Here is a 23,089-nt window from a genome sequence, read left to right as displayed (position 1 = left end):
AGAACTGTTTTCTTCTGCCGAATGCTCTTTTTAGACGACAAGACTTCCGAAAAAGTTTCATAGCTTGTTCACGGTAAATCATTCCACTGTTCTTCAATCATTGATAGGTAGCGGGTTCACGATATTTCGGAGAACGTAAAAAAACCACCTGAGATCTCAGGTGGTTTTACATTTCATTCCAGCAGGAAATGCTATAAGCCAGGTTCTGTCTCTCCCGTGCTTCAAGCGGGGCAATCCCTCGCACCAAGAGCGGTAGCCATCTATCTATGGCATCCGAAGATACCATCCGTCCTTTCCGTTTGATTCCTTCAGGACGGTTCCCCTACCTAATTTGGGTTTCTCGCTCGCAGGGTTTACCGCGTTCCATCTTTTCTGTCGCCAGAAAAGCTACGTTTCTGTGGCACTTTCAGCGTACTCGGGCCTCAGAGAGAGCCCTTTCCACGCCGTCAGCAAGGCTTAACACCTCACTGCCCTGGCTTGCACCAGGTACGAACACTCCAGGCATCTCAGCCTGGGCGAGCCTGGACTTTCCTCTACCGCCAATCGTCGAAACGATTGCGGCAGCGACTACCCACATTTCCTGCACATCAGAATCAGTAACATTTACTCTATCACATGCCTCCTACATGGTCAACAAGCAGGATTTGGAAGGTCCATTTGTAGTACAATAGAAATGGCTACGAGGAGGTAGGACGATGATAACCATTACTCCAGCTGCGGCAGTACGTCTTGCACAAATGATTGCGGAAGAATCGGATGCTGAACAGCTCGGAATCAGACTCGTCCCGACTACGACGGGTTGTGGCAGCTATACATATAGCATCGCCATTACGGAAGCGGACAAACACGATATTACCCAAGATATTAGTGGGATTCATTTCTTTTATCAAACCCATGAGATAGACAAGCTTTCCGGGACAGTCATCGACTGCGATCCTGCAACTGGTCGCTTCTCCATTTTCCATCCGCGCCCGATGCAAACAGATTGCTCGCTTACTCATTGATTAGGAGGTTACTATGCTGCTCTTATCATTCGAAAACATCAAACCGAAGATTCACCCTACTGTTTTCCTGGCAAAAGGCTCCGTCGTTTCTGGCGATGTCGAAATCGGCGAGGATTCTTCTATTTGGTACAACACTGTAATCCGCGGGGACATCGCTCCGACCGTCATTGGAAAACGCGTCAGTGTGCAAGACAACAGCACCCTGCATCAAAGTCCGAACAACCCTTTGATCCTCGAAGACGAGGTGACCGTCGGACATAATGCCGTTTTACATAGCTGCGTGGTACGTCGCGGCGCATTGATCGGAATGGGCGCGATTGTTTTGGATCGTGCGGAAATCGGGGAAGAAGCGATGGTTGCTGCGGGTGCACTCGTTCCTCCAGGCATGAAGGTGCCACCTCGCTCTCTTGTTGTCGGCAATCCAGCGAAAGTAAAACGCGAACTCAACGAAGCTGACTTGAAAGAATTCGTACGCATTCGCCAATCGTATGTGGATAAAGGCAAGATGTATCGCCAACTGGAAGAAAGCCCGCTAGAACGGGAATAGGAAAAAGAAAAGGGAGGTCGAGGGCGCATATGCACCTTCTATCCTCCCTGTTTTTTATGCTTTACGAATTTCTAAATAATGCGTTGCACCCACTAGAAACCGAAAGCTCGTCGACTGCAAACTGGCTGTGTGACCAAAACGCTGTATTTCTTCCATGAGCTGTGGTAGCTTGCTATATGGTTTGCGATCCAATCCGATTAACGGGTAGAGTCTGATTCGACCGCCAGGCTGACAAACACGCAGCAATTCCTTAATCGCGTCCAGGTGAAATTGCTCATCGAACTGTTGCTGGTACAAAAACAAAAAATGACTGCCAAGCACCAGTGAAAATTGATTGTCAGCAAAAGGCAAATCAGGCAGCAAGCCTGAGACGTATTTTTTACCGATGCCTTCATCGGCACGATACGCGGCAATGAATTGCTCCAGTGACCTTTCTCTGTTTTGCTGATGCTCGTCAAGCGAGCCGTAATATTCCCAATGAAGTGTGTGTGCGATTCCAGCCAGCTTTTGCGTTGATTCCTCGATCTCTCGCTTCCCCTTCGTACAAATCTCTTCAGGCTTTATTTGATAAAGCGGATCAACTGCAATTGCCTCTCGTCCTTGTTGGCATACCTCCGCTGTAAAGGAGGACGCTCCTGCCCCGACATCCAAAATCGGTTCCATCGACAAGATTTCATCCGTGAGCGAAAACATATCCACATACTCTTGATAGGAACGGCATGTCATTGCCACTCCCACTTGCTCGTACACCCCTACATCCTGTTCTTTTCTCATCTCGACTCAGCTCTCCTCTTCTCATATTCCTCGATCCTTTTCAAAGGAAAAGGATCGAGTTGAGCAAATATTACCAAAATACTTTTCAGGATTCAATGACGCAGCCGACCTGTGCATGGAACAATAAAAGCGGCGTATCCATAGTGGAAACACCGCTTTTTCCTTATGAAGCATTCTGCAATCGATCCACCTCGCGAATGTGCTCAAAAAGCATATACGAGCGGATCGCTGTCTCTAGATGAAGCCGATCCGGTTCTTTGGTCGTGCTGTATTTTTGAAAGAAAGCCGACAGCTTGTAAAGAAAACCGAAATATTTACGCACGTAGCGATCCCCGAGCATGCCAACAAGCAGTCCTGCTACCCCGCATGCGACGCTCCATTCTAAGGGTAAAAAGAAGACGGACAAAATGAACCCCGTAAAAAACCAAACGACTAGATTCGTCGAGCAACCGTCATTCACGATATTTGCCCGTTGAATCTCTTTCCATGCTGCTAGCGACTTCTTGCCCCCATAGCTAAACACTTTATGTTCTGCACCGTGAAATTTTTTCATCATTTTCGGAAAAACAAAGTGAAAGCCTGCGATGTATACAGCTACCCACATCGGATCAATGATGGCCCAGTCAGGCTTCACGATCGCTGCCAGTACATAACCAGCAAGCAAAAGGTGAAACAATTGATAGTACCACGGAAAGGAGAAAAATATTCGATACCAGAGCTTCCCGATCGTTTTCAATGTGATTTTTTCCGCCCACATATGAATCACGCCGTCTTTTACTTCCGCGCAAGCCAGCACATTTCGATCATGAAAAAGCACACCGCGTCCAAAAGACATCCCCATAATCATCTCGTTAGCTATTCTCCTTCCGCCCTAATGTCGTTATAATAGGTTGAGTTGTACGCAGAATGAAGGAGGTTTCCACAATTGATCCGCATGGTTCCAACTACACCATTAACACCTTTACACGATCCATGGGAGCCGTTGTTCAATGCTACACCCCCCGCCTATAAACTTACCAGCGTCGAGTTTACTGTAACGAATCTGTGCAATCTCCGCTGTGAGCATTGCGCGGTTGGTGATACATTGCGATACAAAGACGATCCCGCTCTCCCTGTTGATCTGATACTCCGTCGTCTCGATGAAGCAAAAGATCTGCTTACTATCAGTATAACAGGCGGTGAACCGATGTACAGCGAGCGCACCGTGAAAACTGTGATCGCGCCTATTCTACAATATGCAGCAGATCGTGGGCTGCGGACGCAAATCAACTCCAACATGTCCATGCCGTTTTCTCGGTATGAGTTGATCCTGCCTTACATCGACGTCATGCATATTTCATGGAACTGGTCCACTCCCGAGGAATTCCATGATATTGTTTACGCAAAAGCACGGCAGCCGGTTTCAATCAAAAGAGCGGAAGCACAGTTTCAAGAGATGATGGAAAATGTTCGCAAGCTCTCAGAAGCAGGTGTATTTGTCTCAGCCGAAACGATGCTGAATCATCGTACATGGACAAAGCTCGATACGCTCCACCGTCAGATTCAGGAGATGGGAAGCAAGCGACATGAGGTACACCCGATGTACGCGAGTGACTTTGCTCGTGATCTGGATGTACTTTCACTCGATGAGCTCCGTCAAGCCATTCATCGGATGCTCGATGTACGCAATGAAGATTTGTGGATGCTTTTCGGGACGCTTCCGTTTTTCGCTTGTAGTCCTGAAGCCGCAGACAGGGAATTGATCAGCCGACTGCGCTCTGCGAAAAATGTGACGACTCGCAATGATCCAGATGGTCGCAATCGTCTTAACATCAACATTTTCACCGGCGATGTCATCGTGACCGATTTCGGTGATGTAGAGCCATTGGGCAATATTCAAACCAATCAGCTCCAGTCGATGTTTGAAAAATGGCAGGAACACACGCTGAATCAGAAGATCAATTGCTTCTGCCCCGCTGCTGGATGTGCGGGACCTAACCTGCTCGTTGCTAATACTTACTATCAGGAGACTGATTTTACTCTGCGCAAAGCACTCGTCTAATTGGGCACACTAGGGCGTGAGGTGATCTACCATGAGCAGACGCAAACGCCCTCTCGTCCCCGAGGCGAGAAAAGGACTGGACGCCCTAAAAGCGCAGGTTGCACACGTTGCTGATCCCGCGCAGGCCAAATTCGAGGTCGCAGAAGAAATTCATGTTCCGTTACAGCCCGGCTACAATGGACAGTTAACCTCTCACGATGCTGGTCGAATCGGAGGACGCTTGGGCGGCAGTATGGTCAGAGAGATGGTTCGGATGGCAATGGAAGGCATGAATAAAAAACCATGATCCTATTGTTTGGGAACCCCGCTATTTGATGTACGCGAATGGCGGGGTTCTTTGTCTTTGTCGAGCAATCGAGTATTGCCTAGTAGGACACTAGCTATCAAACTGATTCCAATCAGAATCAATCCAGTGACAAAAGCATCGTGCATAGCTTCACTAAACACCCTTCCTCCCCGCATCCGCCATTCTATAATGGTCCCAAACACACTAATACCAATCGTCCCCCCAATGGAACGAAACAATTGCGATGTCGACATGGCAACGCCCCGATCTTGCGGTTTTACAGCGCTGTGTGCTGCTGTACCGAGTGCCGGATAGATTGCCCCCATGCCTAGACCTGTGACAATCATGTAACTGACGAGCTGTGTGTTGGTTGTCTCTACATCAATCGTGCTTAGAAGGAAAAAGCCTGTCGCCATGATGAGTAAGCTAGGAATCAGAATCGCCCGAAATGAAGCTTTTGCCATCCATCTTCCCCCAACCGTCGAAGAAATCGCTGCGGACAGCATGAGCGGCACTAAAAGGAATCCAGCTTCTGAGGGACTCGCACCGCGTACCCCTTGGACGAACAGTGGGATGTATGCGATTGCACCGAACAAAGCGGCACTCACAAAGAATCCAACGAGATTGCCATATCCAATGGCCGGGATGCGAAATAGGGAAAGCGGAAGCAGGGGCTCCTTTGCTTTCGTTTCAACCCAGATGAACAAACCGAGAAGTAAGAGACCCACTCCCCCTAACCCAATCTTGTATTCCCTCCCCTCCATAACAAGGGACAGCAGGATGAGAATGATGGCTGCACTCAAGCTAGTCGCCCCATACCAATCAATCACAGGCTTCTTATCGTAGTGCCACTGATCACGAATGGCTAGGGCAATGATCAAAAAGGCAGCGATACCGATCGGAAGGTTTATAAAGAAAATCCATCCCCACGGCAGATGCTCCACGAGAATTCCTCCCAATGAGGGACCGAGTATACTCGTCATGGCAAAGACAGCTCCGAAAAGGCCTTGAAATTTGCCTCTCTTTTCGGGTGGATACAGTTCACCCACAATGATGAATGCAACCGGCATTAATGCCCCAGCGCCCAACCCTTGAACTCCTCTCGCTACAATAAGACTCGTCATGGAATTCGCCATGCCGCACAGGAGAGATCCCACGAGAAACAGAAACAAACCGATCAAATACATTCTTCTTGGTCCAAACAAGTCCGCCATTTTCCCATAGATGGGCATGCTCGTGGTCGCTGTAAGCATATAAATGGCGAACACCCAGCTATAAAGAGATAGACCTCCCAGCTCTTTGGTAATTGTCGGCATGGCTGTTGATACAATCGTCTGATCCAACGATGACAAGATTAGCCCCATCAGTACTCCACCCGTAACCAAGCCTACGCGGCGCTTTTCCTTTTCCATCTCCATCCCACTCTCCTTTTTGAAGTCAGTTGATAACAGCTCCAAAAATATAAGGGAATTTCCAGAAAAAGAGTAGACTTTTTCTTTCTGATGAGTTATTCTGATGATAGAGTCTGCCCATAAGAACTAAGAATGAATCATAAATAAAAACCGCCTCCATTATGGACGCGGTTTTATTGTTTTGCCATTCATCTCAGCTTGTCGAGCTTTTTGGCACTTGCCTTACGAGGTCCAAGCATCGCCTTTCCTATGTCGCCCACTTTGTTTACAGAGTCAAAAACTTGGTCGATCACATCCACCAGTTCCCGAATCTGTACCACTTTTCCATAGACGCCCATGAAATGGTGTCGGACGTTTTTTCCATTTAACCCCAGCATGGCCGCACCTCCTCTTAATCCTCTCGTATCATTTTATGCAGGATCGGGCAAAGAGGAAATTGAAAGTGTGGAAAAATATTCGACCCTCTATCCTGCTGCTTAGCGTGGACGAGGCGTGCCGGTCGGACGTGGGCGCGGAGGTTGTGTCGGCGTAATGGCCCGCTCCAGACGAGTGACACGGTTCTCCAACCGATCTACTCGATTATCCAGCCTCCGAAAGTCTTCGCGAAGCGCATCTACTCGATTCTCCAGTCGATTCAAACGACGCTCGACATCTCCACCTGGAGCTGGTGTCGGAGTAATCGGGATGTACAAATTTTGACCAACGTAAATGTAGTAGGGATAGGCGATATTATTCACGCGGATTAATTCCTGAACGGATACACCAAAACGAGCCGCAATGCTGTTCAGCGTATCTCCCGAACGGACTACATAGTTCACGAATCTCACTCCTTTTTTCTGTGATCATTCGTTATTAACCTATGCCCGCCCTGGTATACGCGCAATAAACCAATACCCATTTTTGCAAAGAATAGTCAAACACCCAGTACAAACGCCGTTGCAAACCCGAAAGAGCAAGGCTCAGCCCCATCAACACTTTGAATAGACAGTCACACCCTCAAGAAACACTTCCTCTACTTGCTTCAATACCTCTATCTCTTGTAATGGATCCCCTTTTACCACAAGCAAATCAGCAAAATAACCTGGCGCTAACGTACCGATCTTACTACCTTGGTCCAGCACCTCTGCAGCATTTTGGGTAGCAGCCTGGATCGCACGAATTGGCTCCATCCCCAGCTCCACCATCAGCTTGATCTCTTCTGCCACAGGTGTAATCGGATAGCCTTCCAATACGATATCCGTACCCGTAGCGATCTTTACGCCTGTATTCATCAATTGTACGAAGTTCTCCCGGTACGCCTTTTCCGATTCGATGAAGAAGGCTCCCTGCTCAATAAGCCCTTCGCTCAATATGCCTTGATTCGCCTGTTGCTGCTCATTCCAAATATGTTTGTAATAATCAGCAATCTGAAAAAAGGTAATCATCGTCGGTACCCATACCAGTCCTTTTTCTTTCATCTGTTCTGCCTGTTCGACGGTCATAAATGTCGCGTGCTCGATCGTATCAAATCCCGCATCAATCGCCATCTGGATCGCAGGTTGGGTCGAGGCATGCACACAGCATTTCCGTCCCAAGCGATGCGATTCATCAACCGCCGCATCCAGCTCTTCTTGTGTGAACTCCGGCGTTGGTGTACGATGGCTCGTCATGAGCTTGATCCAGTCTGCCCCTGCTCTCACTTGTTCACGTACGGCTGTCCGCACTTCCCACGGACCATTTGCTTCTCGCAGGGCACCCTCTAATTGCCAACCGTGCCCCCCAGTCATAATAATCCCTTGGTTGACCTGAAAAAGACGAGGGGAAACAATGAACTTGTTCTTGGCTGCCAACTTTAGCGTACTGCACAATCCATCCGGTGCTGCTACATCGCGAATCGTCGTTACCCCCAAGGAAAGTGCCTCTTTCAAGTTGGCCGTCGCAAGTAAAGCCACGAGTCCATCGTTGTTGCGATACTCAGCCGAGTCTGGTTTGCTCCACCAATACCCGATATGAACATGTAAATCGATCAAACCTGGCAAAATGGAGCATCCGGTGTACCGCTTTACCTCTCCCTCCGAAATGGAATCCGTAAGCTCCGATTCTTTCCCTACTGCTACAATCTTTCCTCGCTCATCAATCCCAACAGCGCCTTGTTCGATTACATGCTCTCCATCTCCGATAATGACGCGATCAGCAATCAACCATTTCATTTCTGTCCCCCCTGTCAAAAATGAAAATCCATTTGTCCGCAATCGTGGTTAGCTCCTCGAAAGTTCATCATGCATCCAACTATTTCCTCCCTGTTTCTTGGCCTCGAAAAAATAAAAAAACCTCCAGCCACACATAAGTGCGCCAGAGGTTTTCCCTTTATACCTTATTTAAATACAGGTGCAGCAAATTGAGCCAGTCTCTCAGCGGACGTTTTCTCGACATCCGCATGCAAGCTGTTGCCGTGCGCATCCATTGTTACAATTGCCGCGAAGCCGTTCACTTGCAAGTGCCACATTGCTTCTGGAATACCGAATTCCATGAAGTCAACACCGTTTACTTTTTTGATGCAGCGTGCATAGTATTGAGCTGCCCCACCAATTGCATTGAGGTAAACAGCACCATGCTCATTCAATGCTTTCAGTGTTTTCGCACCCATTCCGCCTTTTCCGATAACGGCACGGATTCCGAATTTCTTGATGATTTCGCCTTGGTACGGCTCCTCACGAATGGAGGTAGTCGGACCAGCCGCTTTTACATGCCATTCGCCCTCTTGATCCTTCAGCATAACCGGACCGCAATGGTAGATGATGCCACCATTCAGGTCTACTGGACAGTCATGATCCATCAGGTAGCTATGCAGGGCGTCGCGTCCTGTGTGCATTTCGCCGTTGATGATAACCACATCGCCCACTTTCAGGCTGCGGATTTGTTCTTCCGTAATCGGCGCTTGCAGAACAACTTCACGAGGTTCATCGTCTGTTTCGTCCGAAGCTGCTACTGGGGTCAAGTCCATCGCCACTTCTTCATCTTTATACAGATAACGAAGGATTTCGCCAGTCTCCGGGTTCAGGCGAACACCTTGACGGCGGAATGCCCAGCAGTTGTACGCAACAGATACGAAGAAGCTCGCTGGCAGGCGGTTTTCCACGCCGATTTTACAGCCAAGAAGAGTCGCATTCCCACCAAAGCCCATGGTTCCGATTCCGAGTTGGTTTGCTGTTTCCATGATGTAGTCTTCCAATGCAGCCAGATCAGCAATTGGATTGACATCGTCCACTTTGCGGAACAATTGATGCTTCGCCAGTGCATAACCGGAAGTGCGATCGCCACCGATTCCTACGCCGATGAAGCCGGCACTACAGCCTTGTCCCTGCGCTTGGTATACCGCGTGCAGAATGCACTTGCGAATGCCATCCAGGTTGCGGCCCACTTTGCCCAGGCCTTCGAGCTCACAGGGCAGGGAGTATTGGATGTTCTTGTTCTCACAGCCGCCGCCTTTGAGAATCAGCTTGATTTCGATTTCATTCTCTTCCCATTGCTCGAAGTGAATGACAGGAGTACCTGGACCGAGGTTGTCCCCTGTGTTTTCACCCGTCAAGGAATCTACGGAGTTGGAACGCAGCTTACCTGTTTTGGTTGCTTCTGCAATCATTTCTTTGATTGCTTGTTTAATGATCAACTGGTTGACTCCGACCGGAGTTTTCACTTCGAATGTAGGCATACCCGTATCTTGACAGATCGGAGAAACATTTTCTTCTGCCATGACGACGTTTTGCGCAATCGTAGACAAAGACAGCGCTGCACGTGTGCCAAGATCCTCGTTCACTTTAGCTGTATTGACGGCACGACGCACGTCTGGTGGTAGATTCGTAGAAGTATCCGTGATGAGTTCCAGAATGCTTTGCTTCAAGTTTTCCATCTATGACGCCCCTTTTGACGTAGTGGTGTAAATGGTAGCATAAACCGCCTATTATTATAGCACACGCTCCCCCACCTGTCCGTAGATTGCTGCCCAAAGAGTGTGTGAAACATTCCGTAAACGTGCGTCGTCTTATTACCGACAACAAATTTTGGCAAGAAGCAGATATGAGGGGGATCAAAATGAAAAGAACATTTGCCGGGCTTCTCGCCTCCGTGATGGTAGTGGCCGCTATACCCTTCCTGTTCACGACAGGTACAATCGCGGAGCCAACCGTTCAAGCCGCAGCATCTACAGAAAAGTTGCCAGTAGTCGGTTCCTATGCGGAGCTAAAAAAGCTCATTCAATCATCAAACCTGGACAGCTACCATTATGCCACCATGGAAATGGGTACCGCTATGCCAGTAGCAGCACCTAGCACAGCCAACAAAGTAGCAGACACCTCCGGCGGCGCTGTTCGCGGTGATTTTTCCACAACGAACACACAAGTGCAGGGCGTCGATGAAGCAGATATCGTAAAATCAGACGGCACTTATCTTTATCAATCCACGCAAAATGAAGTGCGCATCATCAAAGCGTATCCAGCCACCGAGATGAAGGTCGCAAGCCGCATCAGCTATGACAATGGAAAATTCGTACCGCAAGAAATGTATGTAGACGAACGCAGACTCATCGTAATCGGGCAAGCGGATGAGACCATCTCCTATCCTCCTGGTCCTGCTTCCAAAAGAGGCATCCCCCGTTTCCAAGGCATGCAGTCCGTGAAAACCATGATCTACGATATTACGGACAAAAAACAACCTCGGCTCATTCGTCAATTGGAGCTGGAAGGCCAGTACATGTCGTCCCGCAAAATCGGCGCGAGCTTGTATGTGACAGCCAACCATTACATGGATACGTATCGTATCATGCAAGAGAAAGCAGAAGTGCCAGGTCCAACGTATAAAGACAGCGCCCATCATAACCAATACCAAACCATTCCCTACAGCGAGATTCGTTACTTCCCGGATCACTTTCGTCCAGAGTATTTGATCGTCGCTGGTGTGAATCTGGATGATTCGAAACAAAAGATGTCACTGAATACGTATCTTGGTGCTGGCGAGAACATCTATGCATCCACCAAAAATCTGTATGTAGCCGTCACCCAGAACAATGCCCAGCCAGTAGCCGTTAAGCAAAAAGGAGTGACAACTCCTTTGATTGCACCTCCCATTGAGTCAGATACAACCATTTACCGTTTTGCCATGAACAAGGGAGACATCCGGTATACAGGAAAAGGGTCGGTGCCTGGACGCATTCTGAACCAGTTTTCCATGGATGAAAACGATGGTTATTTCCGAATTGCCACCACCAGCGGTGACATGTGGCGAGACGATGAGCTTACTTCGAAAAACAACTTGTATGTACTGGACAACAAACTCGAGGTATTCGGCAAGCTAGAAGGCATCGCTCCAGGCGAACGCATTTACTCTGTCCGTTTCATGGGAGATCGTGCCTACATGGTCACCTTCAAAAAAGTCGACCCGCTGTTCGTTCTCGATCTGAAGAAGCCTTCTGCTCCAAGCGTACTAGGTGCCCTCAAAATTCCAGGTTACAGCGACTATTTACACCCGTATGATGAAAACCATATCATCGGTTTTGGCAAAGAAGCAGAATCAGATAAAGACTGGGCGTACTACCAAGGGATGAAAATTGCCCTCTTTGACGTCAGTGATGTAACCAAACCGAAGGAAAAGTTCAAGACTGTTATCGGGGACAGAGGAACGGACTCCGAGCTGTTGCGCAATCACAAGGCTCTGCTGTTCTCCAAAGAAAAAGATCTGCTAGCCTTCCCTGTATCCGTCCACGAACGTACGGCTGAACAAAAAGCCAAAAACGATATGCGCGAGTACGGCCACTTTACTTTCCAAGGTGCCTATGTATATCAGCTCGATCTGCAAAAAGGTTTTCAACTGACAGATCAGATCACCCATCTGTCGAAGGAAGATATCGCGAAAGCAGGCGAAGGCTGGTACGACAGCTCCAGTAACATTAAACGGATACTCACGATTGGCGACACGCTCTACACCATTTCCGACGATTATGTCAAAACGCAGCAGCTCTCTTCCCACCAAAAAGAGAATATCTTGCCATTGACGAAATAGCGGTAATGCTCTGTCATGCGGACAGGTTCTGTGCTAAGATGGGGTAATAGATGCAGCGTAAATAGAGAGGGTGTCACTACGTGGAGTATTTGAGTTTTAATTTGACATCAACGCTGGCAGGGATTGCGGCTGTGCTGTTGGTTATGTTTATTCGCCTGCACTGGCCCTTCCGCTTTCAGTACATGGCCAATCTTTTCAAACGCCGTTTGAATATTCGATTGCGCTGGCTGGAGGCTTCCTATCGGAAGAACCGTTCCCGAGCTGTCGCTATGCTGGATAAATCAACCCATGAGATCATGCTTGGCAATTATGAAATGGCCGAAAAATATATCGTTCAAGGAATCAACGTTTGCAAAGAACGACCAACGTTATTCAATCAAGCGATGATTCACTACTTGTTTTACAACCTAGCGATCGTTTACTATTCATCCGAACGATACAATGAATCATTGGAAGTGGCGTTTCGTATTTACCAGCGTGATCAGGGAATGACTGATTCCTTAGCTCTTATTGCATGCTCACACGCCCGCCTGGGTGAAGTAGAGAGTGCGATAGAAGCTTACCAGCTGATCGCAAGCAAACGATCGGCAAAAGACTGGAAGCTCTTCTGCTTGGCAGAGATTGAAGCTGCCAAAGGAAATTACGAGCGAGCCCTTTCCCATCTCAAGCAATTGATGGGCAAATCAGCCAGTCTTTTGCATCTGAATCACACCGTACTGGAAAAACGCTTGGAAGAGTGGAAAAAAGCCTCTACACAAGCCAGCTAATCGATTGACGACCGCACATTGCTTTATGTGTGCGGTTTTTATTTTCCCGTCCCCGTAACGCTGCTCTATGCACAGTCGTATTACTATCAAGAAAGTGAGGTATTTTTCATGAAAAAATTCAATGTAACTATACTTGCTGCCTCAGCACTCGTACTAAGTCTCGCCGTGGTAGGCTGTAGTTCTGGAAAAGAATCTGCTTTCTCTGCGGATAACCCTGTTGCCAAAATAGGTGATGTGACGATCACTCAAGAACAAATGTACGACAAGTTGAAAAAAGATGCTGGTAAGCGTGTCATGGCTGATATCATCACCTTGGAGCTGTACAAGCAGGAAGGCGCTGCACAAGGAGTCACTGTAAGTGATCAAGAACTCGATGCGCGTGTGAACCCAGTTAAAGAAAAAATGGGATCACCAGAGAGATTCCAACAGTATTTGGATGATAAGCAAATGACTGAGCAAGAGCTCCGTGAGGGCGTGCGTGCTGTCATGCTGCGGGACAAGCTGTTCGAGAAGGCTAAACCGATCACTGAAGAACAAATCAAAGAATACTATGAGAAAAACAAAGATAAGTTCGAAGGAACACTCGAAGAAGTTCGCCCGCAAGTGATTGAAAAAGTAAAAACCAGAAACAAACGAAATAATATGGATAAATGGATCGATGAATTGTATAAAAAACATAACGTCCAAATCATGGATAAAGATTTAGAAAAAGAAAAAGAAGTGGAAGAAGAAGAAACAACAACTTCCAGCAAGTAATGCAAAAAGACTTGTGCAAGCCGGCAGTACGCGGCACACAAGTCTTTTTTTCGTTACGAACGGGCAATCGCAATCAACTCTTGCAAAAACATCTTAATTTCGCCTTGAAGAATGGGGCCATGACCAGTCGCTAAATACTCAATGGGCCAATCCTGCAAAATCTCCAAGCCCTCCGTAAACTCCACCGCTCGCTCTGGTTCACGTGCTACCCATTGCTTCAAGTGTTCTTGATAAGCTGTCCGACAGTCCACTTCTCCGCCAACAATTTGGCCGAGTTCTGTGTTTTCAAAGCACAAATGATCGCCGACAAAGCATATTTTCGACTGGGGATCAAAGAAGGCAACTGAGCCTTCTGTATGAAAGGAAAGCAGTCGGAAACGCAGTGAAGGCAGATCCCCCCCACTCCCTGTAAACGTATGGCCGAATAGCGTCTGTGAAAAATCGTCCAGTTCGTAATAATCTTCGAGGTGAATCCAATTGTTTCGAGAAGGGAACATATCGGCATTTCCAATATGGTCAGCATGTCGATGAGTGAAGTAGACATATTCCGTTCGCTCTGGCTTGACCCCGATCTCTTCCAACGCCTGTTGAAAAAATGAACGTTGCTTGCGCTGGTGAGAATCAATCAATACAAAGGCATTCCCTTGTTTGATCACATAGCTGTTCACGTAGCTATTCCACGCTTCCTCATAGGTGATGATCGCCCAGGTGGAGTCTGTGATTGGTGCAATCACATTGTTCATGCCTCCATCTCTCCTCTCCTCCCAGATACAACTTCTTATTGCTATTATACACAATCATGCACAACCGTGCTGACTCGTGCCCAAACTTATCCTACACGATCAAACAGTCGCCTCTTCCCCTAAGCTTACCCAAGATCTTCCTTGCGAGCGTTGAATGTGAACAGGTACACCGAAAAAGCTTGTCAGACGCTCAGCCGTTAAGACCTCATCTGTTTTTCCAACCTGGTCTACTTCCCCCGCTTTTAGCAGCAAGGTATGCGTGAAGCAAGGCAAAATTTCTTCAATGTGATGGGTGACATAAATGAGAGTGGGCCCGTTTGGCTGTTTGGCGATTTGTTCAATCATGGCCAACAGCTGTTCTCTTGAAAGCAAGTCCAGTCCAGTGCAAGGCTCGTCTAGGATGAGTAATCGAGGGGAAGCCATCAATGCACGAGCAATCAGTACTTTTTGTCTCTCCCCTTGCGATAAAGCGGCAAAACGTCTGTTTTTCAATGCACGGCATCCAAATGTATCGAGTAAATCCGACGCTTTCTCTACTTCCGCCTCCTCTGGAACGGAATACAAGCCGATGGTTGCCTCCCGTCCACTCAAGACGACACGGAGTGCGGTTTCATGCTCGTGAAGCTGTGCCATCAACGCCGTGCTTACCCAGCCGATTGATTTACGCACCTCGCGTAAGTCGACTGTTCCGTAAAGATTTCCTAATACACTGACCTCCCCCTTTGTCGGCCACACATAGCCACAAATGATATTCAACAGACTGGTTTTACCAGAGCCGTTTAAACCGACTAAACACCAATGCTCCCTGTCTTGCACTTGCCAGGCAATGTCTCTCAAAATGGTTGTTTCATCCCTTTGCCAGGTAACCTTTCTCACATCAATGATCATGCTCTCTCCACTCCTGACTCTCACAGTTGTATGTGAAAAGAACCTCCATGGCATATGGAAGCACACGGAGGCCCTAACACAAAAACAGTTTCGTTAAAATTTGCCTTGAATCTTGAATACAATCTCCGCAAACAACGTAGCGAATAGGAACGTACCTGTAAAGACGACGAGAGACACAACTACGATACGCCAGCTAAGCTGTTTGAATAAATGAACGTCTTTTCCGAGTGACAGACCTGCATACGCGAGAATCGGCGTGGCCAATGCGAGCAGATTGATCTTGGCAATCGCAGCAGCCGTATATTCGTTCCCTGGAAAAAACGGGGAGGTCGCAAGCATCGCAAACAAAGAGATCCATACAATGACGGGAGATTTGAACGGAAGAATGCGAGTGAAGCCCATTCCGATCAACGTAATGACCGCCAAGAGTAAAATACCTGGCAAAGATTCCATCAATGGTACTTTATAACCGATCCAGTTACCGATGAGAGCAATGAAGCCAATGATAAAAATCGTCAAGATTTGATTCATGCGCTTTTTCTCCCCCCTTCTGCTGCAGAAGAAGCGCCTTTGCGCCCAATGATAGGCTCAAGCCATGCGTACAGCTTTTGTGTGACCGGCAAGGAGAAGAAGATACATACGTACGTTCCGACGATACTCATCATCAAGTTTGCCGCTCCGGAATAAAAGGCAATGTCTTTTTGCGCTTCCGGGAAAATAACAGCCAATGAGCCTGTTGCTGCTGCCATCATGCTACCGGAACCAACTGCGGCTCCCATCGCCAGAGAAATCGGGTGAAACAACCCGCTGCTTCCTAAAATACTTGCAAGAATCGACATATAAATGGCACCAAACAAGGTTCCGCAAATATATACACCCAGCGCGCCACGAGCTTCGGCAGAGTTTGCTCCAAACTTATCAACAATGATTGCCAAGTTTGGCTCACGGTCGAGAGAATAAGTCGCCCCAATTGCTTCACGCTTCAGACCTAGCCACAATGCGATTGGCAGACCAAATGCGATTGTCCCTACAATGTGTCCCATCTCTTGGACGATCAAGGATACACCAGAGCCGAGAAGCTTAGGCAGCTCAGGACCGATATTGGCTCCCAGCTTCGCAATAAAGATCAAGAACGAAACACCCAAAATATTGGCTGCGACGTTCATTTCTTTTTCACTCAAAAATTTAAACTTAGGCCAGCTAATTGCCCCACCTAAAACGAGCGCGTAGAGCATCGGAAACAGAGCGATAACCCCGATGCCAATACTGATTTTCTTTGTCCCGATAAATTCTGTCAATGCGACGAGAATCAGTACGAGAAAATGCAGCTTGTACTCATTGACGCGTGCCTCTGCCATACAACATCCCCCTCATTCTATCTCGCTCTACTCCATGACGACTTTTTGAGCGGCCCGAACAAACAATTCCACGCCGCGTACCATTGCATCCTCATCAAAATCAAAGCGTGGATGATGGTGCGGATACGTAAAGCCTTTGTCTGGATTGCCAGCGCCCAATTGAATAAAACAGCCTGGAGCTTTTTTCAAATACTCAGAGAAATCTTCACCCGGCATCAAAGGATCAATGTAAATAATCTCTTCTTCTCCCCAACGCTCACGGATCGTATCCTCCATCAGCTTGGTCACCTGCTTGTCGTTGACGACCGATGTGTAGCCATGCGAGAACGTCAATTCATAACTTGCGCCATGCGCTTCCGTAATTCCTTTGACAATTCGTTCAATCCACATCGGAATATTTTGGCGAATCTCCGCATCGAAGCAGCGCGTGGAGCCCGTCAGTGTCATCGAATCTGGAATGATGTTATAAGCTGTCCCTGCATTCAGCATCGTCACCGAAATAACGACCTTGTCCAACGCACTAACGTTGCGGGATACAATTTGTTGTAGGCCAGTAATAACCTGTGCCCCAATGACGATCGGGTCAACCGATGCTTCCGGTTGCGAGGAGTGCCCGCCTTTTCCTTGAATCTTGATATCGAAGCGATCTGTCGATGAAGTAAGTGCCCCGTAAAGTACACCAAATTTCCCGACAGGCATGTACGAGGCCAAATGAATGCCGATAATCGAATCCAGTCCGTCCGCTGCACCAGCTCTTACGATTTCAGCAGCCCCACCCGGCGGCAGCTCCTCGGCATGCTGGAAGAAGAAACGAACCTCGCCTTTGATTTGATCCTTGTACTGGGACAAAATTTTTGCGGCTCCCAACAGCATTGCTGTATGACCGTCATGTCCGCACGCGTGCATCACGCCAGCTTTTCCTGATGCATATGGCACATCATTTTCTTCATGGATGGGGAGAGCATCAATATCAGCGCGAATGCCAAGAACTTTTCCTGGTTGTGATCCGATCAGTCGAGCGACCACACTCGTTTTCGTTGGCCGCGAAAGCTCTAAATTCCCGAAAGATTCCAACGTTTCGTAAATAAATTGAGACGTCTTCTCCTCTTCAAACGACAATTCTGGATGCTGATGGAGATATCGTCGCCATGAGACTACCTGCTCAGCTACTTCATCCGCCCATTTCTTCGTTTCCAAACTCACACAATCACTCCTTTTTCTGCTTTCTTCTTCAAAATCTTCCGAGTCAGTTAAGTTTAGCTAAAAAAAATATCGTTTTGTGAATTCTATCACGGAACGATGAAAATAACAAATGTCCATTCCACAAGGACAAAAATGTCGAATCTACATCTGTAGCTGTCTATTTATTTGTTATTTTAGAATTTTCCATCGATAATGTCCATGTAAAATATACTATTTGGAACAATAAAAACATTTACGCTGCTAGATTGGGAGCTTTTCTAGAGAAAAGCCCTTATCCCTATTCTACATTTACTGCAAAAACGACAAAGCGATTCGAAAATTGCCCCAGCCACATTTCTCCATTCCCTACCATCACGCCTTGATCATTGACAAACGTATCCGTTACCTTTTGCTGTAAAAACGCTTCCTTTACCTTCTCCGTGATGATTCGATCATACTCTTCCAAAAATTGCTGTTCATCTCGGATAAAATGACTTTTCCCGTCTTTGTTCACACGTAGTGGATACCTGATATGCTTGGCTACTTCTGTCTTGTCATTTTTTTTGACCGCTTCTTGAAGGTTTCCAAAAAAGGCTTCGAATGCGCCTGCATTTGTAATACCCGCGACTTCATACCGATTCGAGGAGTTTTCTTCACGCGCATATCTGTCATACCCACTCACCTGTGGAACCAAACTCATCGTTGCTTGAGCCATCAGCGCGATTCCCATCGCAAGCAACACCCATCTCATTCTTTTCATCGCGTTCCTCCCATATGTATTGCTATTTCCTTCCTACTCATAGCTTTTCGTCCTCTGCCATTCGTTATGCAAAACCTCCTTCAACGAAAAAAGCCCTATGCCAATACTGACATAAGGGAGGCTCTGCACTTTCCGTGAAACGGAACTTCTTTTCCATTAGGAATCCCTATATTTCGCTTCCTGACGCTTAATGTCTTCCTCCGAATTGCCCAGCGCAGCTTGCGGGCCCTTGAAATGCTTCCGGTAATAAGCCAAATCCATGAGCAGAAGCACCAAAAACATGGCTATCAAGGCGTACCCAGCTGTCTGATTGGGTGGAATCACCATCATAATCGAGATGGAAATGATCCAAATCAAGCTCAACACATTAATGGGTTTACTCCAGTTCCCCAAATGCCAGGGACCGTAATGCTTCCGCTGAAATAGGCCTCGCGATTCCGCCCGAAGCTTGAGGTATAACGGAATCCCGTAGGCGACATAAAGCCCAACGACACTAACCGCCGTAAGAAATGCCAAGGTCGTATACGTCGTGTTCGGATTGATGCTTTTCACGATGTAATCGAACAAGGCAAGTGCAAAGGAAAGAATGATAACCAGCCAAATTGCTTTTGCTGGCGTTCTGTACTTGGTCGATATTTCTGCCCACTGGTGGCTCCATGGCATTCCTTTGTCACGTGAAAACGCATACAACATTCGCGAAAAGGAAGTAATGGACGCCAGGCCACAGAACCACATCGCAAAAGTAACCAGCCACAGCACCACCGAACCAAATGTGCCACCTAATGCCTCGCTAATCACATAAATAAATGCATTTTCCGCTTCACTCGCAGCCGCTGCGTTTGTGATGGATAAGGTGACAAAAGCAAGCATGATGAATCCAAAAATAAAGGAAAAGGCCACAGACGTATAAATCCCCCAAGCAGCACGAACCCGTGGGTTAATCGTTTCTTCAATCGTATGTGCCGATGCATCATAGCCAGTAAACGTCCACTGCGCTTGTAACAACCCAATTAAAAAAGCAATCGCGTACGGTTTGTCTGAAAAGGTTTGACCGACCTGAAAGAGGTAATCAAGCGGTTGCAAATCATGACGGGAGAAAAAGACGAGGCTTCCGACGAGTATGACGACGACGCCAATATGGTACCAAGCGGAGAAGTCATTTAACCGAGCAACGAGTCGAATTCCAATGTGGTTAAATGTACCGTGCAAAAGGAGTGTGATCCCGAACAGGATTAACGTGGTCGTTTCTGTTGAAGTATAACCAAACGCACTCGCGAGCAGCGGGTCCGCAAACAAAGAGAACGAATAGTCAATGCCTGCGACAATCCCGATTTGGCCGATGAGATTGATCCACGCTGTGTACCAGCCCCATCGTTTGCTACCTAGAATTGCTGCCCAGTGATACAACGCTCCGGCTGTAGGGATCGCAGATGCGAGTTCAGACATCGATGCTGCAATCAGGATGACGAATAACGCTACCAAGGTCCATCCGAAGCCCATCATGCCAGAACCGCCATACAATAAACCGTGCCCGTACAACGATACTGCACCTGTCAAAATAGAGATAATCGAAAATGAGATCGCAAAGTTCGAAAAGCCACCCATATCCCTCAGTAATTCCTGCGCATAACCAAACTTGTTCAGGTCTCTCTTGTCCTCGAGCAATTGCTGTTCTTTTTCCTGCTGCATTTCGTTATCCCTCCCTCTCTGCTTGGGAACCGATAAAGCTCTCATGCGCGCTTTCATCAAATTGCCGGACGCTTTCGTTTGCCCGATACCCAATGGCAATCGCAACTCCAATGGTAAACAGCAATAAGATGACACCTAGAGCCAGCATACTCTCCCTCCTTTCGTCCTAGATGCAATTCCTTGACAAGTTCGCAGGAATAGTACATTTTACGTGACAATTTGATAGCTATACCACCTCATTTGGCTAGCCGATGCAAAACAAAAGAGCAACTCATGTGAGCTGCTCCTCTTGTTTAACTCGCGCCTTTTTGGGCCTGCAAATAAAACGCTACGTCTTCACTCGGTAACGGTCTGCTGAATAAATAGCCTTGCACTTCTTCACACAGATGCTCTTGCAAAAACGCAAGCTCTTCCTTCGTCTCGACCCCTTCCGCGATCACATGCAGTTGCAAATGATGCGCCATGGAAATAATCGTGGACACGATGGCCTGATTGGAAGGCTGTTCGATCATGTCGCGCACAAACGAGCGATCTATTTTCAAACGATTTAATGGAAATTCTTTCAGATAGTAGAGAGAACTGTAGCCCGTTCCAAAATCATCAATCGCAACGTGCACCCCTAATTGCTTCAGTTCCTTAAGTGCCTGTGTGGCGCGTTGGACGTCGATCATGCTGCTTTCTGTGATTTCCAGCTCCAAGTATTCCGGTGCTAGCCCTGTCTGGTGCAGAATCTCAGCGACCATCTGGGTAAAGTCTTGTTTGAGGAATTGCCGCGCAGATAGATTAACGGCTACCCGAAGCGGCATGAGTCCCTGCTCTTGCCATTGCTTGTTCTGTTTGCAGGCCGTTCGCAGTACCCATTCCCCAATCGGTACGATCAACCCGGTTTCTTCTGCTACAGAGATGAACTGGTCTGGCAAAAGCAAGCCTCGTTCAGGATGATCCCAACGAATCAACGCTTCTACACCAACGATTGCGCCTGATTTGGCACTTACCTGTGGCTGGTAGTGCAATAAAAATTCTTGCCTGGCCAAAGCGCGATTCAATTCATTTTGAATATTCATTTTGTCATTCACTGCTTGCTCCAGATTCGGTACATACAGGTGGAAACTGTTCTTCCCTTTGTCTTTTGCTGCATACATCGCCGCATCTGCGTTACGCATCAAGATACTCCTGTCTTGCCCATCCTCTGGATATCGAGAAATCCCGATACTCGTCGTTATGTACAGCTCGTGCCCATGGATAAAAAATGCCTGTTCAATCCTTTGGTTGATTTCATTCGCCATGGAAGATACTTCTCTTTCCGTGACATCCGTAAGAATCACCATGAATTCGTCTCCGCCAAGCCTGCTTACCGTTCCTTTTTTACCCAGACAATCCTGCAATCGCAAGGAGGCTTCCTGAAGTAACAAGTCACCAAAATCATGACCCAAGGAATCGTTTACCAGCTTGAAATGGTCGAGATCCAGAAACAACACGTATACTTGCTGATCCGTTTTTTGTGCCTCCATGATCACCTGATCCAGTTGCTGTTCGACAAAACGGCGATTCGGCAAACCAGTCAACGAATCGTGAAAAGCGAGATAATTGATTTTTGCCTCGTATTCTTTCTTATTGGTAATGTCTCTTACAATCACAAATACGCCCGTAATCTGCTGATCGACAAATACGGGGGTATGGGTCATATTCAGATGAAGCTGACGACCCTCGCTCGTGGTCAAGGTGATCTCGTAGTTGCGCGCCTCACCCTGCACAGCATTTGTAAAATGTGTCGATATGAGCTTGGCATCTGTAGAAGTACACATCGCCATTAATTTTTCGAGAGGCAAGCTCTTCTCCTTTGTCAATCGCATCGCCGCAGGATTCATGTCGCTTTGGCTACCATCGATCGAGTAAAAGATCACCCCGTCGTAATTGTGCTCAAATAGCGATTTATAGCGTTGATCACTTTCTAGCACGCGCAAGGTCTTCCCTGCGAATTGCTTGTCCACGTATACAGAAGCCAATGTCACGACCAGAATCAACACGATGACAATGCCAATCATGGTAGCGATCAGCCCTGAATCATCATGCGTGATCCATGCGATTGTCATGTGCTCGTGAGCGACGAATGTGGTGGCGTACATACTAGTGTAATGCAAACCGGTAATGGCTGTTCCCATCAACAGCCCTGCAAAAATTTTACGCCAGAGACCTTCTACTGGGTCCACCGAACGCAATTGAAACGTAAGAATCAACGCTACCATCGAAACCAGGATGGCAACGAAAATGGAGACGGTAAACCATAGCCAATCGTACAGAATAATGGCGTTCATCATCATCGCTGCCATCCCTGTATAATGCATTCCGGCGATACCAGACCCAATGACAACCGATCCTGTTACTACCCTCGTTTTGGACATGGACTGCTCGCTCACGATCCATAATGTAATCGCTGATGATAAAACCGCCAAAACAATCGAGAAAAATACAATCAGGTTATCATACTGGACGGCAATCGGCAGATGCAAGGCAAGCATGGCAACAAAATGCATAGCCCAAATACCAAGCCCCATGGAGACGGCTCCAGCACATAACCAAAACACACGTCCCCTGCCTTTTGCATAATGGAGACGTGCGCCTAGATCTAATGCTGTGTATGACGCCATTGCTGAAATAAAATAGGAGAGAAAAACCAGAGTCATACTATAGGATTGGTCAAGACTATTCATTGCATTCTCCTTCAAAAACCTCTACCGAAGTCTACTCACAAGGAACATCCGCGCTTTTTAGGGAATGTTTATCGGCGTGCCTGTGACATTCTCCCATCTTATCCGTTTTATAATTCTCTGGCAAGAAGCCGACGACGA

At 47.5% G+C, this 23,089-nt stretch carries 23 protein-coding genes and 1 other RNA gene; 7 read left to right on the top strand and 17 right to left on the bottom strand.

From position 1 onward, the window contains the following. Positions 1-189: 189 nt before the first annotated feature. Positions 190-579: RNase P RNA component class B (gene rnpB / locus PMI05_RS30095), an RNA gene on the bottom strand. A gap of 116 nt (positions 580-695) precedes the next feature. On the opposite strand from rnpB, the gene PMI05_RS17395 reads away from it, so the two are divergent. Together PMI05_RS17395 and PMI05_RS17390 are read left to right on the top strand one after the other, a co-directional pair. Further along, on the top strand, positions 696-1,004 hold the full coding sequence (locus tag PMI05_RS17395; RefSeq protein ID WP_007724327.1) for an iron-sulfur cluster biosynthesis family protein: 309 nt from the start codon (positions 696-698) through the stop codon (positions 1,002-1,004). A 13-nt stretch (positions 1,005-1,017) separates the two neighbouring features. Beyond that, positions 1,018-1,551 carry a gamma carbonic anhydrase family protein gene (locus PMI05_RS17390; protein WP_007724325.1) on the top strand — a complete coding sequence of 178 codons (534 nt, stop codon included), beginning with the start codon at positions 1,018-1,020 and terminating at the stop codon, positions 1,549-1,551. Between the two features lie 54 nt (positions 1,552-1,605). Here PMI05_RS17390 and PMI05_RS17385 read toward each other — a convergent pair whose 3' ends face one another. Then, positions 1,606-2,325, bottom strand: a complete 720-nt coding sequence (locus tag PMI05_RS17385; RefSeq protein ID WP_007724324.1) for a class I SAM-dependent methyltransferase — start codon at positions 2,323-2,325, stop codon at positions 1,606-1,608. Between the two features lie 163 nt (positions 2,326-2,488). Further along, positions 2,489-3,172, bottom strand: coding sequence for a DUF1385 domain-containing protein (locus PMI05_RS17380; protein ID WP_007724323.1), 684 nt, complete (start codon positions 3,170-3,172; stop codon positions 2,489-2,491). 78 nt (positions 3,173-3,250) lie between these two features. Between PMI05_RS17380 and yfkAB the strand changes: the two genes are divergently transcribed. Together yfkAB and PMI05_RS17370 are read left to right on the top strand one after the other, a co-directional pair. After that, positions 3,251-4,366: a radical SAM/CxCxxxxC motif protein YfkAB gene (gene yfkAB, locus PMI05_RS17375; protein ID WP_007724321.1), complete on the top strand. Its 1,116-nt coding sequence runs from the start codon at positions 3,251-3,253 to the stop codon at positions 4,364-4,366. A gap of 31 nt (positions 4,367-4,397) precedes the next feature. Then, on the top strand, positions 4,398-4,652 hold the full coding sequence (locus tag PMI05_RS17370; RefSeq protein ID WP_007724320.1) for an alpha/beta-type small acid-soluble spore protein: 255 nt from the start codon (positions 4,398-4,400) through the stop codon (positions 4,650-4,652). 2 nt (positions 4,653-4,654) lie between these two features. Here the strand turns inward: PMI05_RS17370 and PMI05_RS17365 are convergent, their stop codons facing one another. From PMI05_RS17365 to PMI05_RS17345, 5 genes are all read right to left on the bottom strand, one after another. Continuing rightward, positions 4,655-6,070, bottom strand: coding sequence for an MDR family MFS transporter (locus tag PMI05_RS17365; protein ID WP_007724318.1), 1,416 nt, complete (start codon positions 6,068-6,070; stop codon positions 4,655-4,657). A gap of 182 nt (positions 6,071-6,252) precedes the next feature. After that, on the bottom strand, positions 6,253-6,441 hold the full coding sequence (locus PMI05_RS17360) for a hypothetical protein (protein WP_007724315.1): 189 nt from the start codon (positions 6,439-6,441) through the stop codon (positions 6,253-6,255). Between the two features lie 99 nt (positions 6,442-6,540). Then, positions 6,541-6,882, bottom strand: a complete 342-nt coding sequence (locus PMI05_RS17355) for a LysM peptidoglycan-binding domain-containing protein (RefSeq protein WP_007724314.1) — start codon at positions 6,880-6,882, stop codon at positions 6,541-6,543. 150 nt (positions 6,883-7,032) lie between these two features. Next, a complete protein-coding gene (locus PMI05_RS17350; protein WP_007724311.1) occupies positions 7,033-8,253 on the bottom strand; it encodes an amidohydrolase family protein in 1,221 nt (406 codons plus the stop codon). Positions 8,254-8,417: 164 nt separating this feature from the next. After that, positions 8,418-9,953, bottom strand: a complete 1,536-nt coding sequence (locus tag PMI05_RS17345; RefSeq protein ID WP_007724302.1) for a fumarate hydratase — start codon at positions 9,951-9,953, stop codon at positions 8,418-8,420. Positions 9,954-10,135: 182 nt separating this feature from the next. Between PMI05_RS17345 and PMI05_RS17340 the strand changes: the two genes are divergently transcribed. The 3 genes from PMI05_RS17340 (at position 10,136) to PMI05_RS17330 (ending at position 13,620) form a co-directional block, all read left to right on the top strand. After that, positions 10,136-12,097: a beta-propeller domain-containing protein gene (locus tag PMI05_RS17340; protein ID WP_007724300.1), complete on the top strand. Its 1,962-nt coding sequence runs from the start codon at positions 10,136-10,138 to the stop codon at positions 12,095-12,097. Positions 12,098-12,177: 80 nt separating this feature from the next. Further along, positions 12,178-12,864 carry a lipopolysaccharide assembly protein LapB gene (locus PMI05_RS17335; RefSeq protein WP_007724297.1) on the top strand — a complete coding sequence of 229 codons (687 nt, stop codon included), beginning with the start codon at positions 12,178-12,180 and terminating at the stop codon, positions 12,862-12,864. A gap of 108 nt (positions 12,865-12,972) precedes the next feature. Next, positions 12,973-13,620, top strand: a complete 648-nt coding sequence (locus PMI05_RS17330; protein WP_007724295.1) for a SurA N-terminal domain-containing protein — start codon at positions 12,973-12,975, stop codon at positions 13,618-13,620. A 53-nt stretch (positions 13,621-13,673) separates the two neighbouring features. Here the strand turns inward: PMI05_RS17330 and PMI05_RS17325 are convergent, their stop codons facing one another. The 9 genes from PMI05_RS17325 to PMI05_RS17290 all read right to left on the bottom strand — a co-directional run bounded on the left by PMI05_RS17325 (position 13,674) and on the right by PMI05_RS17290 (position 22,951). Next, positions 13,674-14,363 (bottom strand): MBL fold metallo-hydrolase, encoded by a 690-nt coding sequence (locus PMI05_RS17325; protein WP_007724294.1) that lies wholly within the window; start codon positions 14,361-14,363, stop codon positions 13,674-13,676. A 99-nt stretch (positions 14,364-14,462) separates the two neighbouring features. Continuing rightward, positions 14,463-15,251 carry an ABC transporter ATP-binding protein gene (locus tag PMI05_RS17320; RefSeq protein WP_007724290.1) on the bottom strand — a complete coding sequence of 263 codons (789 nt, stop codon included), beginning with the start codon at positions 15,249-15,251 and terminating at the stop codon, positions 14,463-14,465. A gap of 93 nt (positions 15,252-15,344) precedes the next feature. Beyond that, positions 15,345-15,782, bottom strand: coding sequence for a hypothetical protein (locus PMI05_RS17315; protein ID WP_007724287.1), 438 nt, complete (start codon positions 15,780-15,782; stop codon positions 15,345-15,347). Continuing rightward, positions 15,779-16,609, bottom strand: a complete 831-nt coding sequence (locus PMI05_RS17310; RefSeq protein WP_007724284.1) for a DUF3100 domain-containing protein — start codon at positions 16,607-16,609, stop codon at positions 15,779-15,781. Before PMI05_RS17310 ends, PMI05_RS17315 begins: the two co-directional genes overlap by 4 nt. 27 nt (positions 16,610-16,636) lie before the next feature. Next, entirely contained in the window at positions 16,637-17,812 is a 1,176-nt protein-coding gene (locus PMI05_RS17305; protein WP_007724281.1) for an amidohydrolase, read from the bottom strand. Between the two features lie 277 nt (positions 17,813-18,089). After that, positions 18,090-18,551, bottom strand: a complete 462-nt coding sequence (locus PMI05_RS17300) for a hypothetical protein (RefSeq protein WP_007724279.1) — start codon at positions 18,549-18,551, stop codon at positions 18,090-18,092. Between the two features lie 156 nt (positions 18,552-18,707). Further along, entirely contained in the window at positions 18,708-20,240 is a 1,533-nt protein-coding gene (locus PMI05_RS17295) for an amino acid permease (RefSeq protein ID WP_007724276.1), read from the bottom strand. Positions 20,241-20,244: 4 nt separating this feature from the next. Then, complete coding sequence (locus PMI05_RS31110) at positions 20,245-20,388, bottom strand: hypothetical protein (protein WP_007724273.1); 144 nt, start codon at positions 20,386-20,388, stop codon at positions 20,245-20,247. A 145-nt stretch (positions 20,389-20,533) separates the two neighbouring features. Beyond that, positions 20,534-22,951: an EAL domain-containing protein gene (locus tag PMI05_RS17290; protein WP_007724272.1), complete on the bottom strand. Its 2,418-nt coding sequence runs from the start codon at positions 22,949-22,951 to the stop codon at positions 20,534-20,536. Between the last annotated feature and the right edge of the window lie 138 nt (positions 22,952-23,089).

Source organism: Brevibacillus sp. BC25, from assembly GCF_000282075.1.
Lineage (GTDB): Bacteria > Bacillota > Bacilli > Brevibacillales > Brevibacillaceae > Brevibacillus.
Note: the sequence above shows the minus strand (reverse complement) of the source record. Positions and strands in the feature narration are given on the sequence as shown.

Bases quoted from the DNA above. Each gene is read 5' to 3' on its own strand.
- PMI05_RS17290 (WP_007724272.1), bottom strand. From the start codon at position 22,951: ATGAATAGTCTTGACCAATCCTATAGTATGACTCTGGTTTTTCTCTCC.
- PMI05_RS17340 (WP_007724300.1), top strand. From the start codon at position 10,136: ATGAAAAGAACATTTGCCGGGCTTCTCGCCTCCGTGATGGTAGTGGCC.
- PMI05_RS17385 (WP_007724324.1), bottom strand. From the start codon at position 2,325: ATGAGAAAAGAACAGGATGTAGGGGTGTACGAGCAAGTGGGAGTGGCA.
- PMI05_RS17380 (WP_007724323.1), bottom strand. From the start codon at position 3,172: ATGATTATGGGGATGTCTTTTGGACGCGGTGTGCTTTTTCATGATCGA.
- PMI05_RS31110 (WP_007724273.1), bottom strand. From the start codon at position 20,388: ATGCTGGCTCTAGGTGTCATCTTATTGCTGTTTACCATTGGAGTTGCG.
- PMI05_RS17350 (WP_007724311.1), bottom strand. From the start codon at position 8,253: ATGAAATGGTTGATTGCTGATCGCGTCATTATCGGAGATGGAGAGCAT.
- PMI05_RS17345 (WP_007724302.1), bottom strand. From the start codon at position 9,953: ATGGAAAACTTGAAGCAAAGCATTCTGGAACTCATCACGGATACTTCT.
- PMI05_RS17365 (WP_007724318.1), bottom strand. From the start codon at position 6,070: ATGGAGATGGAAAAGGAAAAGCGCCGCGTAGGCTTGGTTACGGGTGGA.
- PMI05_RS17390 (WP_007724325.1), top strand. From the start codon at position 1,018: ATGCTGCTCTTATCATTCGAAAACATCAAACCGAAGATTCACCCTACT.
- PMI05_RS17300 (WP_007724279.1), bottom strand. From the start codon at position 18,551: ATGAAAAGAATGAGATGGGTGTTGCTTGCGATGGGAATCGCGCTGATG.
- PMI05_RS17295 (WP_007724276.1), bottom strand. From the start codon at position 20,240: ATGCAGCAGGAAAAAGAACAGCAATTGCTCGAGGACAAGAGAGACCTG.
- PMI05_RS17360 (WP_007724315.1), bottom strand. From the start codon at position 6,441: ATGCTGGGGTTAAATGGAAAAAACGTCCGACACCATTTCATGGGCGTC.
- PMI05_RS17395 (WP_007724327.1), top strand. From the start codon at position 696: ATGATAACCATTACTCCAGCTGCGGCAGTACGTCTTGCACAAATGATT.
- PMI05_RS17310 (WP_007724284.1), bottom strand. From the start codon at position 16,609: ATGGCAGAGGCACGCGTCAATGAGTACAAGCTGCATTTTCTCGTACTG.
- PMI05_RS17330 (WP_007724295.1), top strand. From the start codon at position 12,973: ATGAAAAAATTCAATGTAACTATACTTGCTGCCTCAGCACTCGTACTA.
- PMI05_RS17325 (WP_007724294.1), bottom strand. From the start codon at position 14,363: ATGAACAATGTGATTGCACCAATCACAGACTCCACCTGGGCGATCATC.
- PMI05_RS17315 (WP_007724287.1), bottom strand. From the start codon at position 15,782: ATGAATCAAATCTTGACGATTTTTATCATTGGCTTCATTGCTCTCATC.
- PMI05_RS17370 (WP_007724320.1), top strand. From the start codon at position 4,398: ATGAGCAGACGCAAACGCCCTCTCGTCCCCGAGGCGAGAAAAGGACTG.
- PMI05_RS17320 (WP_007724290.1), bottom strand. From the start codon at position 15,251: ATGATCATTGATGTGAGAAAGGTTACCTGGCAAAGGGATGAAACAACC.